General features: G+C 71.3%; 10 protein-coding genes. 8 read left to right on the forward strand and 2 right to left on the reverse strand.

What is annotated here, in order from left to right; all coding sequences use genetic code 11:
* Nucleotides 1–341 precede the first annotated feature (341 nt).
* The 5 genes from VFV67_RS14780 (at nt 342) to VFV67_RS14800 (ending at nt 7211) form a co-directional block, all read left to right on the forward strand.
* The gene (locus VFV67_RS14780; protein WP_414636254.1) at nt 342–2138 is read left to right on the forward strand and encodes a glycoside hydrolase family 3 protein; all 1797 of its coding nucleotides are present in this window, start codon (nt 342–344) and stop codon (nt 2136–2138) included.
* On the forward strand, nt 2132–3415 hold the full coding sequence (locus tag VFV67_RS14785) for a DUF1343 domain-containing protein (protein ID WP_326470521.1): 1284 nt from the start codon (nt 2132–2134) through the stop codon (nt 3413–3415). Before VFV67_RS14780 ends, VFV67_RS14785 begins: the two co-directional genes overlap by 7 nt.
* Nucleotides 3416–3425: 10 nt before the next feature.
* On the forward strand, nt 3426–5168 hold the full coding sequence (locus VFV67_RS14790) for a serine hydrolase domain-containing protein (protein WP_326470471.1): 1743 nt from the start codon (nt 3426–3428) through the stop codon (nt 5166–5168).
* A gap of 166 nt (nt 5169–5334) precedes the next feature.
* The gene (locus tag VFV67_RS14795; protein WP_326470523.1) at nt 5335–6252 is read left to right on the forward strand and encodes a MurR/RpiR family transcriptional regulator; all 918 of its coding nucleotides are present in this window, start codon (nt 5335–5337) and stop codon (nt 6250–6252) included.
* A gap of 32 nt (nt 6253–6284) precedes the next feature.
* Nucleotides 6285–7211 (forward strand): N-acetylmuramic acid 6-phosphate etherase, encoded by a 927-nt coding sequence (locus VFV67_RS14800; protein ID WP_326470472.1) that lies wholly within the window; start codon nt 6285–6287, stop codon nt 7209–7211.
* A 126-nt stretch (nt 7212–7337) separates the two neighbouring features.
* Here VFV67_RS14800 and VFV67_RS14805 read toward each other — a convergent pair whose 3' ends face one another.
* Nucleotides 7338–8180 carry an AraC family transcriptional regulator gene (locus VFV67_RS14805; protein WP_326470473.1) on the reverse strand — a complete coding sequence of 281 codons (843 nt, stop codon included), beginning with the start codon at nt 8178–8180 and terminating at the stop codon, nt 7338–7340.
* A gap of 188 nt (nt 8181–8368) precedes the next feature.
* Here VFV67_RS14805 and VFV67_RS14810 point away from each other — a divergent pair, with 188 nt between their 5' ends.
* On the forward strand, nt 8369–10225 hold the full coding sequence (locus VFV67_RS14810) for a S41 family peptidase (RefSeq protein ID WP_326470475.1): 1857 nt from the start codon (nt 8369–8371) through the stop codon (nt 10223–10225).
* Nucleotides 10226–10291: 66 nt separating this feature from the next.
* Nucleotides 10292–10888, forward strand: a complete 597-nt coding sequence (locus VFV67_RS14815; protein WP_326470477.1) for a hypothetical protein — start codon at nt 10292–10294, stop codon at nt 10886–10888.
* On the opposite strand, the gene VFV67_RS14820 is transcribed toward VFV67_RS14815, so the two are convergent.
* Nucleotides 10878–11612 carry an oxidoreductase gene (locus tag VFV67_RS14820; protein WP_326470479.1) on the reverse strand — a complete coding sequence of 245 codons (735 nt, stop codon included), beginning with the start codon at nt 11610–11612 and terminating at the stop codon, nt 10878–10880. The two genes, VFV67_RS14815 and VFV67_RS14820, sit on opposite strands and share 11 nt — an antisense overlap.
* A gap of 120 nt (nt 11613–11732) precedes the next feature.
* Between VFV67_RS14820 and acs the strand changes: the two genes are divergently transcribed.
* Complete coding sequence (gene acs, locus VFV67_RS14825; protein WP_326470481.1) at nt 11733–13724, forward strand: acetate--CoA ligase; 1992 nt, start codon at nt 11733–11735, stop codon at nt 13722–13724.
* Nucleotide 13725 lies beyond the last annotated feature (1 nt).

A 13725-nucleotide genomic window follows, 5' to 3' on the forward strand; every position in this document is an offset into this window, starting at 1 on the left:
GGGACACCGTGGTCAGGTGTGAGCGGGTTCAGGTGCGGGGGGGGGGTGGACCTGGGGCGGCTCTTTGATTCGGGCTGTGGGGACACCTTTGGTCAGATGTGAGCGGGTTGGCGCACGGGGGCATTGACATGGGGGCGGCGCGGACCGGGGAGCGGGGTTGATGCGGGGACACCCTTGGTTGATGGTCGGCGGGCGGGTTGGTGTGCGGGGGCATTGGCCTGGGGGTAGTTGGGTGGTTGCTTGGGGTGGTTGGGCGGAGCAGAGTTGGTTGACCTGCCTGGTCAGGCGTGGGTAACTTACCGATACTCCGATGTGTCGGTGAGAATCTTACGGAGGCTGCGGTGACCAAGTCGCTCCGTCGAAGTGTGTCCGTGGGGCTGGTGGCGTTGGTGGGCAGCGCCCTGTGTGGAGCCGTGCCGCCGGCGAGTGCGGGGGTGAGTGCGGCGGCGCTGGCGGGGCAGCTGCTCGGACGGATGTCGCTGGAGCAGAAGGTCGGGCAGATGTTCGTGGTCTCGGTCTGGGGGAAGTCGGCGGACGAGGTGCATCCGACCAACCGGACGAACTATGGCGTGGACACGCCGGCGCAGGTGGTGGAGCGGTACAACGTCGGGGGGGTCATCTACTTCAACAACTCCGGCACGGACAACGTGGACAACCCGCGGCAGGTGGCGGAGCTGTCCAATGGGTTGCAGCGGGCGGCGATGCGGTCGGGGTTGCGGGTTCCGCTGATCGTCGCGATCGACCAGGAGGGTGGCAACGTCACGCGGCTGGAGGCGCCGGCGACCGAGTTCCCCGGGAACATGTCGGTGGGCGCGGGGCGCAGCGCGAACGATGCGCGGTCGTTGGCCACGATCAACGGGCACGAGCTGCGGGCGATCGGGATCAACCAGAACTTCGCGCCGGTGGCCGATGTCAACTCCAACCCGTTGAACCCGGTGATCGGCGCGCGATCGTTCTCGTCGCGGCCGGAGCTGGCCAGTGAGCTGGTGCGGGCGGAGGTGCGCGGGTACCAGGACTCGGGACGGGCGCGGGAGACGGTTTCCTCGGCGGCCAAACACTTCCCGGGGCACGGCGACGCGGCGACGGACAGCCATACGAGCCTGCCGATCATCAACCGGACCGAGGAGGAATGGCGGCGGATCGACCTTCCGCCGTTCCAGGCGGCCATCGCGGCCGGAGTGGACGCGATCATGACCGCACACATCGAGATTCCGAGCCTGGAGCCGTCGGGTGCGCCGGCGACGATGTCCCGCCGGATCCTGACCGACCTGCTGCGCGGCGAGCTCGGGTACCGGGGCGTGATCGTGACCGACTCGCTCGGCATGGGCGGTGCCAACGTGTTCCCGCCGGAGGAGATCCCGGTGATGGCGGTCGAGGCGGGCGCCGACGAGCTGTTGATGCCGCCGAACCTGGAGCTGGCGAAGAACGCGGTGATCAACGCGGTGCGCTCCGGACGGCTGACCGAGCAGCGGATCGACCAGAGCGTGCTGCGGATCCTGTTGCAGAAGTTGACCCGCGGGATCATCACCAACCCGCTGGTGGACGTGAACCGGGTGGACCGGGTGGTGGGCACGCCCGCGAACCTGGCCGAGGTGCAGCGGGTCAGTGACGCGACCACGACGGTGCTGCGCAACGACGCCGGCTTGCTGCCCCTGCGCACGCGGCCGAGCAACGTGCTGGTCACCGGGGTCGGCGACACGGTGCTGCCGGCCCGCACACCGACCTGGCTGGCGAACAGCCTGACCCAGCGCGGCGTCACGGCCACGGCGCTGCCCACTGGCACCAGCCCGAGCGAGGCGGTGATCACCCAGGCGGTGACCGCGGCGCAGAACGCCGATCTGGTCGTGGTGCTGACCAACAGCCTGGGCACCCGGGCACAGTTGCGGGCACTGCTCACCCGGCTGCAGGCCACCGGAAAGCCGGTGATCGCGGTCGCGACGCAGATCCCCTACGACCCGGGCTTCGTCGACAATCCGACCTGGCTGGCCACCTACTCGTGGCGGGCGATGTCCATGGAGTCGCTGGCCAAGGTGCTGCTCGGCGAGATCGCGCCGCACGGGAAGCTGCCGGTGGACATCCCCGCCGGCACGGATCCGGCCACCATCCTTTACCCCTTCGACACGGGACTGACCTGGTGAACGGCATCGGACGGCGGCGTTTCCTGGCCGCATCGGCGATCTCCGCGGCGACCGCGACCGCGAGTGCGAGCACGGCGGCGCAGGCCGCACCACAGGACGCGGACCGGCACCGCGACGGGGTCACCCCGGGCGCCGACGTGCTGGCCGCGCAGGGCTGGCGGTCGCTGGCCGGCCGGCGGGTCGGCGTGCTGACCAACCCGACCGGCGCGCTGCGCGACCACACGCACATCGTGGACTCGATGGTGGCGGCCGGCGTGCCACCGGTGGCCGCGTTCGGCCCGGAGCACGGCTTCCGCGGCACCGCGCAGGCCGGCGGCTCCGAGGGTGACTACCTCGACCCGCGCACCCAGATCCCGGTCTATGACGCCTACCAGGCCAACGCGGACAAGCTGGCCGGAATGTTCGGCCGGGCCGGGGTGGACACCGTGGTGTTCGACATCGCCGATGTGGGCGCCCGGTTCTACACGTTCATCTGGAGCATGTACACGGCCATGCGCGCCGCGATCACCACCCGGGCCGCGTTCGTAGTGCTGGACCGGCCGAACCCGGTCGGCGGCTCGGCCCGCGGCCCGATGCTGAACCCCGCGTTCTCCTCCGGCATCGGGCTCAAGCCGATCGTGCAGCAGCACGGGATGACGATCGGCGAGCTGGCCCGGTTCTTCGACGCCGAGCTGCTGCCCGGCGACACCGGCGGGGCGCGGCTGGCCAGCCTCGACGTGGTCCGGATGCGCGGCTGGCGACGCGACGAGCTGTTCGGCCGCACCGGCCTGCCGTGGCGGCTGCCCAGCCCGAACATGCCGAGCGAGACCACCGCGCTGGTCTACCCGGGGACCTGCCTGTTCGAGGGCACCGTGTTCTCCGAGGGGCGCGGCACCACCCGGCCGTTCGAGATCATCGGCGCGCCCAACCTGGACTGGCGCTGGGCGGAGCGGCTCAACGAGCTGCGGCTGCCCGGCGTTCGGTTCCGGGAGGCGTACTTCTCGCCGACGTTCAGCAAGTGGGTGGGCCAGGTGTGCGGCGGCGTGCAGCTGCACATCACCGACCCGGACGACTTCGAGGCGATCCGCACGGCGATCACGATGATCGTGACCGCCCGGCAGCTGTACCCGGCGAACTTCGCCTGGCGTCCGGACAACTTCATCGACAAGCTGTCCGGCTCGGACCGGCTGCGCCGCATGGTGGACGCCGGGGCCGGGGTCGACGAGGTGATCGGGGCCTGGCAGGAGGAGCTGGCGGCGTTCCGCCGGCAGCGGGAGCCGTATCTGATCTACCGGTGAGGGTGGAAACATGCGCGGGCGACGGGTGTTACTGGCCACGATGGTGCTCGCGCTGGCCGCGAGCAGCCAGGTAGCCATGGCCGACGAGGACAAGACCGGGCCGGGCGGCCGGTTCGACCGGGTGTACCAGGGCTTCGCCCCGGCCTGGACCAGGCTGCGGGACGGCACGCCGGAGCGGGCCGGGCTGGAGCCGGCGCCGATCGCCGAGGCACTGTCGAAGATCAGCGCATGGACGCGGCCCAACCCGGCCACCGGCCGGCCGCTGTTCTCCGGCGCGGTCACGCTGATGGCGCACGACGGCGTGGTGGTCAGCCGGGCCGCGACCGGGTCCGCGGTGCGCTACGCCGACGCGGCCGGCACCGAGCTGCCGGCCGAGGCGCAGGTGCCGATGCGGCCGGACACGATCTTCGACATGGCCTCGGTGACCAAACTGTTCACCTCGATCGTGGTGATGCAGCTGCACGAGGACGGCCGGCTGAACGTGACCGAGCGGGTGGCCACCTACCTGCCGGAGTTCGGTGTGAACGGCAAGGAGTCGATCACTGTCGAGCAGCTGCTCACGCACACCTCGGGCCTGGTGGCCTGGCTGCCGCTGTGGCGCGACCAGCCGGACGTGCCGGCCCGGATCAGGGCGGTGATGGACGTCGCGCCGGTGAACCCGCCGGGCAGCACCTACGTCTACTCCGATCTCAACCTGATCACCCTCGGGGTGCTGGTCGAGCGGCTCACCGGTCAGACCCTGGACACGGTGGTCCAGCAGCGGATCACCGGCCCGCTCGGCATGACCGACACCGGGTTCAACCCGCCGGCGAGCAAGCTGGACCGGATCGCCGCCACCGAGTACATGGCCACGCCGCCGCGGGGCATGGTGCGCGGGTCGGTGCACGACGAGAACGCCTGGTCGTTCGGCGGGGTCGCCGGGCATGCCGGGATCTTCTCCACCGCGGGTGACCTGGCCGTGCTCGCCCAGACGATCCTCAACGGCGGCAGCTACGCCGGCCAGCGGATCCTGCGCCCGCAGACCGTGACGCTGATGCTGACCGACCACAACCAGGAGTTCCCCGGGCACGCCCACGGGCTGGGCTTCGAGCTGGATCAGCGCTGGTTCATGGGCGGGCTGTCCGGGCCGCGGACCGCCGGGCACACCGGGTTCACCGGCACCGACATGGTGATCGACCCGATGTCGCGGTCGTTCACGATCCTGCTCACCAACCGGGTGCACCCGAACCGGAGCTGGGGGTCGATCAACATTGCCCGCGAGACCGTGGCGCTGGGCCTGGCGAAATCGCTCGCGGTGCGCCCGAAGCACGGAAGGGACGCCTGGTACACCGGCATCGGCGACGCCAGTTCGTCCACTCTGACGACTGAAGTCGTCCATTCGGCCGGGCCCGTTCGGGTGGAATTTGCCGCCTTTGTGGACAGTGAGGACACCGATCGCCTTGTCCTCGAGTCGAGCACCGACGGGGTCACCTGGCAGCCGGTGGAGCTGACCGCCCGCGGTCCGGGCGCCCCGGACGGACCTGCGCAAACGCTGTCGGGTGCCGGACACCGCGCGTGGTGGACGGTGCGCGCGGAGGTACCGCAGGCTGCGGACATCACGATGCGCTGGCGATTCAGCACCGACAGTCGTTACACCGGTCGAGGCGTCTCCGTGGACCGGATTTTACTCACCGACGGTAATCGCGTGTTGCTCAACGGTGAGAAAGAACCCCACATGTTGCACCCACAAGGGTGGCAGCTCAAATCTCGTTGACGTTGAAACGCTAACAACTAGGGGCCGACCAGCGATTCTGCTGGCAAGCCCACAAGGCGTCCCCTGAAGTTTCGGCCAGGTTTAGGTAGCGTAGCCGGCACAGGTCACGCTTCACCTTGTCGTACCATTCGACTGTTAGTAAGTTTCCCACGTGAGCGCGAGTGCCATGACAACAGAGCACATAGAGTCAAGTCCCCTGGTCCGCATCCGGTCGCTGCTGCCCGGTCTCGCCCGGGCCGAGCAACGGGTCGCCAAGGTGGTGCTGGACAACCCGTCGAGCGTCGCTCGCCGCAGCATCACCGAGGTCGCCGACGCCGCCGGCACCAGCGAGACCACCGTCACCCGGTTCTGCAAGGCGATCGGGGTCGGCGGATACCCGGAGCTACGGATCGCCCTGGCCGCCGACACGGCGCGCACCGAGGCCCGCATCGACCGTGACCTCGGCGGCGAGATCGACCCCGAGGACGACCTGGCCACCGTCGTGGGCAAGGTGACCTTCGCCGACGCCCGGGCCGTCGAGGAGACCGCCGGCCAACTCGACATCGAGATCCTGCAGCGGGTGGTCGCGGCGATCGCCGCGGCCGGCCGGGTGGACGTCTACGGCGTCGGCGCCAGCGCGTTCGTCGCCGCCGACCTGCAGCAGAAGCTGCACCGCATCGGGCGGGTCAGCTTCGCCTGGAACGACACGCACATCATGCTCACCTCCGCGGCCGTGCTCGGCCCCGGCGACGTGGCGGTGGGCATCTCGCACACCGGCGCGACCACCGACACCGTCGAGTCGCTGCGCGAGGCCCGCCGGGCCGGCGCCACCACCGTGGCCCTGACCAACTTCCCCACCTCGCCGATCACCGAGGTCGCCGACCTCGTGCTGACCACGGCGGCCCGGGAGACCACGTTCCGGTCGGGGGCCATGGCCAGCCGGATCGCCCAGCTCACCGTGATCGACTGCCTGTTCATCGGCGTCGCGCAGCGCCATCTCGACCGGTCCATGCGCGCGCTGGACGACACCCGGGAGGCCGTCGGCTCGCACCGGCTGGAGACCCGGCAAGACGGCCGGCGAAAAATCCGGGAGACCGGGAAATGACCTTTGCCGGTCCCGACCGAGGGGGGAGCGAAATGACCGTGCCACGCCAGGCGGTGCACGTGGACTCGCCGACGGAGCGCCGCAACCCGCGCACCATCGACATCGACGAGATGTCCACGCTGGAGATCCTTCGGGCGATCAACGCCGAGGACCGGCTGGTGCCGGACGCGGTCGCCGCCGCGCTGCCGTCGCTGTCCACCGCGGTCGACATCGCCGCCGAGGCGCTGCGCGGGGGGCACCGGGTGCACTACGTCGGCGCCGGCACCTCCGGCCGGCTGGCCACCCTGGACGCGGCCGAGCTTCCCCCCACCTACAACGTCCCCGCCGACTGGTTCGTGATGCACCACGCCGGCGGCTCGACGGCGCTGCGCGCCGCGGTCGAGAACGCCGAGGACGACGACGACGCCGGAGCCGCGGAACTGGCCAGGGACGCCGCGCCGGGCGACTTCGTGCTCGGGCTGACCGCCTCCGGGCGCACCCCCTACGTGCTCGGGGCACTGCGCGCGGCGCACCGGCTCGGTGCGTCCACCGCCCTGATCTCCAACAACCCGCTCGCCACCCGGTCCATCGACGTGGACGTGATGATCACGGTGGACACTGGCCCTGAGGCCATCGCCGGGTCCACCCGGATGAAGGCCGGCACCGCGCAGAAGCAGGTGCTGACCGCGTTCTCCACGGCCGTGATGGTCAAGCTCGGCCGGACCTACTCCAACCTCATGGTCAGCCTTCGGGCCAACAACGCCAAGCTGCGCGGGCGGACCGTACGGATTCTGCGCGAGGCGACCGGGCTCGGACAGCAGGAGTGCTCCGACGCGCTGACCCAGTCCGCCGGTGACCTCAAGGTGGCGCTGGTGCATCTGCTGTCCGGAGTGGACACCCGCCGGGCCGCGGCCGCGCTCACCGACACCGGCGGCCACGTCCGCCTCGCCCTGGCCACGCTGGACGCGAAGGCCGTCTGAACGTGGGAAGGCGGGCCGAGATGCTAGGAATCTCGGCCCGCGCTTCTGGGGATCCCACGTCGCGAGGAAGGGGGGACTCGCAATGACCACGTTAGGCACCCGGTCCGGAGGACGGCTGAAGGACCGCTAGAAGCCGACGTCCGGACGCCCGGCCCGCTGGTAGGCGCCGGGCGTGAGGCCATAGCAGCGGCGAAACCACCGGGTCAGGTGCGCCTGGTCGGCGAAGCCCGACCGGGTGGCGGCCTCGGCCACCGGATGGCCGGCCCCGATCAGCCGGCGCGCGGCCCGCAGCCGAAGCAGCCGCTGGTAGTCGCTCGGCGCCAGGCCGTAGCGCGCCCGAAACGCCCGGTACAGCGCGAACCGGCTGCAGCCGGCCGCCGTGGCCAACTCGTCGGCGCCGATGTCGTCCAGGTATGCCTCATCCAGCACGGCCCGGGCCCGGTCCGCGGCCGTTGCCTGCCCGTCGTGGCGCAGCCGTGTGGCCGATGACTCCAGCGGGGCCGCGGTCGCGCCGCGGTGCACCATCGCGGCCACGGTGGCGGCCAGCGCCTCGTCCCGGGCCAGCGCACTCGCCTCGTCGCCGAGACTGGCGTGCAGCCGGGCCAGGGCCGCGGCCAGCACCGGGTCGTGCAGCACCGGATCGGCGAACAGCGGCAAGCCGGTCGCCCGGCCCGCCTTGTCCGACAACAGATCCGCGACCAGCTCCGGTCCGATGTGGACGATCCGGTAGGTGAAGCCCTGTGCCCCCGCCGCGCGGCCGTCGTGCGGCTCGTCCGGGTTGAACGCCATCACCAGCCCGGCGGAGCTGGTCCGCGCCTCGCCACGGCAGCCGAACGCCTGCGCGCCGAACTCGGTCAACCCGAACGAGTAGGTCTCGTGGCTGTGCATGTCGAAGGAGTGCCGCTCGAAGTGCGCGTGCATGGCCTCCACCGGGCGGTCCGGCAGCCGCCGGTAGCGGACCCACTCCATCCGTCCATTGTGCCCACTCCACCGGTCAAGGCACCGGTGCGGGCGGCCGGCGCGGCGCTGATGCTCGCCGGGGCGTGGCTCGCGACTCTAACGCCGCGCGGCACCGCACCGATATTGCCGGTGTGGCTCAGATCACGCAGCACCAACCGGAACTCGGCCGCGGACACGGACTCGGCACGATCCGAACCATGCCGGAGTTCCGCGCCTTCGCCACCCAGCGGGCGCTGACCGACGCGGGCCGGCGCACCCTCGTCGACCAGGCGGAGATCCTGGTCGAAGGGCTCTACGTGCACCTGCCGCTCAAGCGCGCGATGCACGCCGTGGACCCGGTACAGCGGTTGCGGCTGCTGCGGCACCGGCCGGCGCTGCCCGAGGACCGGTTCCACGCCGAGCTGCTGCGGATCTTCCTGTCCCTGTCCGACCTGCACACCAACTACATCCTGCCGGACCGGTACCGGGGCTTCGCCTTTCTCGGCGTGCTGATCGAGCAGTACGAGGACGACAGCGGGCCGCACTGGATCGTGTCCAAGGTGTTCGACCACCTGGTCGGCGACCCGAACCTGACCGTCGGCGCGGAGTTGACCCACTGGAACGGCATGCCGATGGCGATCGCGGTCGAGCGCAACGCCGAGCGCGAGGCCGGCAGCAACGAGGCCGCCCGGCTGGCCCGCGGTCTGGAGAACATGACGCTGCGCGCGGTGCGGATGTCGCTGCCACCGGACGAGGACTGGGTTGAGCTGGCCTACACCGCTAACGGAACCGCGCACCAGACCCGGATTCCGTGGCGGGTGTTCGACAGCGCCGACGAGGTGACCGCCGGGGCGCCCGCGCTGCCGGCCGGGTTGTCCGTGCCCGGCACACAACTGGTCGGGCTGGACCTGCGCACCGAACTGGTGCGGCGGGCCAAGCGGACGCTGTTCGCACCGACCGTGGCCAAGGAGGTCGCGCGGGTGGCGCGCGGCCGGTCCCGGGTGCCCCGGGCCACCGCGGCGCAGGTGGTGGCCGGGGTGGTGCCGACGACCCGGCCCGAGGAACTGCTGGCGCGCACCGTGGACACCGCCGACGGCACGTTCGGCCACCTGCGGATCTTCACGTTCCACATGGCAGACGGGCAGGTCGGGGCGTTCGTCGAGGAGGTCGCCCGGCTGCTGTCCGTGCTGCCGCCGGACGGGCTGATCCTGGACGTGCGGGGCAACGGCGGCGGGTACCTGATCGCGGCCGAGTTCCTGTTGCAGTTCCTCACCCCTGGCCGGGTCCGGCCGGAGCCGATGCAGTTCGTCAACACCGAGTTCACCGCCGACCTGTGCCGGCGGGCCGCGGACTTCGGCGCGTGGCGGGCGTCGATCGAGGAGTCGGTGCGGACGGCGGCGCAGTACTCGGCCGCGCTGCCGCTGTACTCCGAGGATCTGGTGAACATCGTCGGGCAGATCTACCACGGGCCGGTCGTGCTGATCACCGACGCGCTGTGCTACAGCGCGACGGACATCTTCGCGGCCGGGTTCCAGGACAACGGCATCGGCCCGGTGCTCGGAGTCGCGGACAACACCGGAGCCGGCGGGGCCAACGTGCTCACCCACGCGGATCTGCGCGCGCTGTGGACGAAGGGCCCGCTGCGGGCGCTGCCCGGCGGCGCCGAGTTCCGGGTGGCGCTGCGCCGGTCGCTGCGGGTCGGCACCCGGTTCGGCCAGCCGGTCGAGGACCTCGGCGTCGTGCCCGACATCCGGTACCGCCTGACCAGGCGCGACCTGCTCGAGCGCAACGCCGACCTGATGGCGAAGGCCGGCGAGATCCTGTCCGCCGGCACCCCGCGCACCCTGGCCGCCTCGGTGGTCTCCGCCACCGCCGACACGCTGACCCTCGCGGTCACCACGAAGGCGTTGTCCAGCCTGGACATCTACGCCGGCCCGCGCCCGGTGCTGACCACCCCGGTGCAGGACGGCGCCAACCAGATCGCCCTCCCCGCGCCTCCCACGGGCAGCACCCTTCGCCTGGAAGGCTTCGACGGCGACACCCTGGCCGCCGCGCAGGTCCTTCCGCTCAGCTGATCCGCTGCCGCGGCTGCCTGGTGGCCTCGGCGATCGTCGCCAAGGGAACCTGGGAAAGGCTGTCCGATGAGTGGTTACTCCGCATATCACGACCGGTTGCCATACGGGGAGCGGGTGGCGGTGGAGCCGGTGCTCGGGGACCCGTTGTTTCCCTTCGAGGGGGAGATCACGGTTCGGGCGCTGGAGCGGCCGATCGTGCCGGAACCGCCGCGTCGGGGGGAGCCGGACGGTGCGCGGTGCGGTACGTGCGCCGATCCGGGGAAATGTCTTGTCTGGCGCGACGAGCGGTGGGCGGTCTACGCCGGGTTCGAGCCGGTGGGGCTGCCGATGATGGCGCTGCTGACGCCGGTCGAGCACGTCAGCCTGCACAGCATGGGCCCGGACTTGGTGGCCGGACTCGGGGCGATGATCCAGCGACTCGCCGTGGCGATCGGGCGGATCGACGGGGTGGGGCGGACGCACTTCAGCCGGTGGGGCGACGGGGCGGAGCACTTCCACATGTGGTTCCTGGCCCGGCCGCTGGGCATGATGCAGCTGCGCGGGGCCATGCTGGCGGTCTGGAACGACCTGCTCCCCCGGGTTCCGGACGCGGAGTTCGCGGCGAACGCGCGGACCGTGGCCGCCGCGCTGGCCGAAGGTGGGGGGCGGGCGGTCAGCCGGTGAGGGCGGCGTCGGCGATGGCGGTGGCTTCGCGGGAGCCGGCTTCGAGGGCTTCGCAGATGAACAGGAGCCAGGCGGCCACGGCGTCGCGGTCGCCGGTGTCGAAGCCTGCGGCGGCGGCGGCGTAGCGGTCCCGGTGCCGGTAGAGGAAGACCTCGGGAACGGCGAGGCCCTTGGGGTCAAGGCCGGTGGCGATGGCGGTGATCCGGGCGGCGGCGCGGGCGACGACGCCGTTGGCCACCGGGAACGGGGCCAGGGTGAGCAGCTCGCCGTGCACCACCGCGGTGAGGATCGGGCCCGGCACGGCGGTGCCGCCGGCGACCAGGGTGGCCAGCAGGTCGAGGCGGGCGGAGACGCCGCGGCCGGTGCGGGGCCGGCCGAGCGCATCGTCCTCGGTGAGGTCGGCGGCGGCGAGCACGTGCAGGCGGGCGAGCGCCTGGAGCGGAGCGCGCTGCCAGACCGGGAGCAGCGGACCGATGGAGTCGGCGATGCGCAGGGCGCCGGCCAGCACCGGATCGTCGACCTCGCCGGTGTCCGGGATCGTCGGGCCCCCGCCGTCGAGGGCGGCGGACGCCCTGGCCGCACGCACCACGGCCTCGGCGGCGGTGGCCGGCCAACCCCGCCGGTTGGTCGGGTGGCGGTGCACCGCGTCGACCGCGTCCCGGGCGGCCCGGACCGCGTCATCGACCCCGGGAAGGGCGAGCAGCGGGGCCAGCGGGTCGGTCACGGGCGCGACCCTATCGGGTGACAATGGTCTGAACCACTACACCCGTTGTTCACCGGGTGGGCCGCGCACTACGGTTTACCGGGAACAACGAGGTATCCGCACGTCAGGAGGTCTGGCCAGATGACCGAGCAGCCGGCCCAGAGCCCCACTCTGGACAACCTGCTCACCGAGAGCAGGACGTTCCCGCCAGGTGAGGAGTTCGCGGCCAAGGCGAACGCGAGCGCACGGCTATACCAGGACGCCGCGGACGATCGGGAGGCGTTCTGGGCCAGGCAGGCCGAGGAGTTGCTGACCTGGGACACCAAGTGGAGCCAGATCCTGGACTGGACCAACGCGCCGTTCGCGAAGTGGTTCGTCGGGGGCAAGCTCAACGTCGCCTACAACTGCGTCGACCGGCACGTCGAGGCCGGCTACGGCGACCAGGTGGCCTTCCACTGGGAGGGCGAGCTCGGCGATACCCGGACGATCACCTACGGGCAGCTCTACCGGGACGTGTGCAAGGCGACCAACGCGCTGATCGAACTCGGCGTGGCCAAGGGCGACCGGGTGGCCATCTACATGCCGATGATCCCCGAGCTGCCGGTGGCGCTGCTGGCCTGCGCCCGGCTGGGCGCGACGCACTCGGTGGTGTTCGGCGGGTTCTCCGCCGAGGCGCTCGCCGGCCGGATCGAGGACGCCTCGGCCAAGCTGGTGATCACCGCGGACGGCGGCTACCGGCGCGGCGCGCCGAGCGCGCTCAAGCCGACGGTGGACGAGGCGGTCTCGCGCAACCCGAGCGTGCAGAAGGTGCTCGTGGTCCGCCGCACCGAGCAGGACGTCGAGTGGAACGCCGAGCTGGACGTGTGGTGGCACGACCTGGTGGACCGGCAGAGCGACGAGCACACGCCCGAGGCGCACGACGCCGAGCACCCGCTGTTCATCCTCTACACCTCCGGCACCACCGCGAAGCCGAAGGGCATCCTGCACACCACCGGCGGCTACCTGACCCAGGTCGCCTACACGCACAAGTACGTGTTCGACATCAAGCCGGACACCGACATCTACTGGTGCACCGCGGACGTCGGCTGGGTCACCGGGCACAGCTACATCGTCTACGGCCCGCTGGCCAACCGGGCCACCAGCGTGATGTACGAGGGCACGCCGAACACCCCGCACGAGGGCCGGCACTGGGAGATCGTGCAGAAGTACGGGGTCACGATCTACTACACCGCGCCCACCCTGATCCGCACGTTCATGAAGTGGGGCAGCGACATCCCGGCCAAGTTCGACAAGACCTCGCTGCGCCTGCTCGGCTCGGTCGGCGAGCCGATCAACCCCGAGGCCTGGATGTGGTACCGCGAGCACGTCGGCGAGAACCGCTGCCCGATCGTGGACACCTGGTGGCAGACCGAGACCGGCGCGATCATGATCTCGCCGCTGCCCGGGGTGACCGCGGCCAAGCCGGGCTCGGCGCAGACCGCGCTGCCCGGCGTCTCCGCCAAGGTGGTCGACGACACCGGCACCGAGGTCGGCAAGGGCGGCGGCGGATACCTGGTGCTCGACCAGCCGTGGCCGTCGATGCTGCGCGGCATCTGGGGCGACGAGGAGCGGTACCGGGACACCTACTGGTCGCGGTTCGCCGATAAGGGCTTCTACTTCGCCGGGGACGGCGCCAAGTACGACGCGGACGGCGACATCTGGCTGCTCGGCCGGGTGGACGACGTGATGAACGTGTCCGGGCACCGGATCTCCACCACCGAGGTGGAGTCCGCCCTGGTGTCGCACCCGACCGTGGCCGAGGCGGCGGTGGTCGGCGCCACCGATCCGACCACCGGCCAGGGCATCGTGGCGTTCGTGATCCTGCGCGGCGGGGTGGCCCAGGACGAGGCCAAGGGTGCCGACGCGATCAAGGCGCTGCGTGACCACGTGGCCAAGGAGATCGGCCCGATCGCCAAGCCGCGGCAGATCATGGTGGTGCCGGAGCTGCCCAAGACGCGCAGCGGCAAGATCATGCGTCGGTTGCTGCGCGACGTGGCGGAGAACCGGCAGATCGGCGACGTGACCACGCTGGCCGACTCGTCGGTGATGGACCTGATTTCGGCCGGGCTGAAGTCGGGCTCGTCCGAGGACTGAG

The organism is Actinophytocola sp. (assembly GCF_035762905.1).
Classification (GTDB): Bacteria; Actinomycetota; Actinomycetes; order Mycobacteriales; family Pseudonocardiaceae; genus DASYTH01.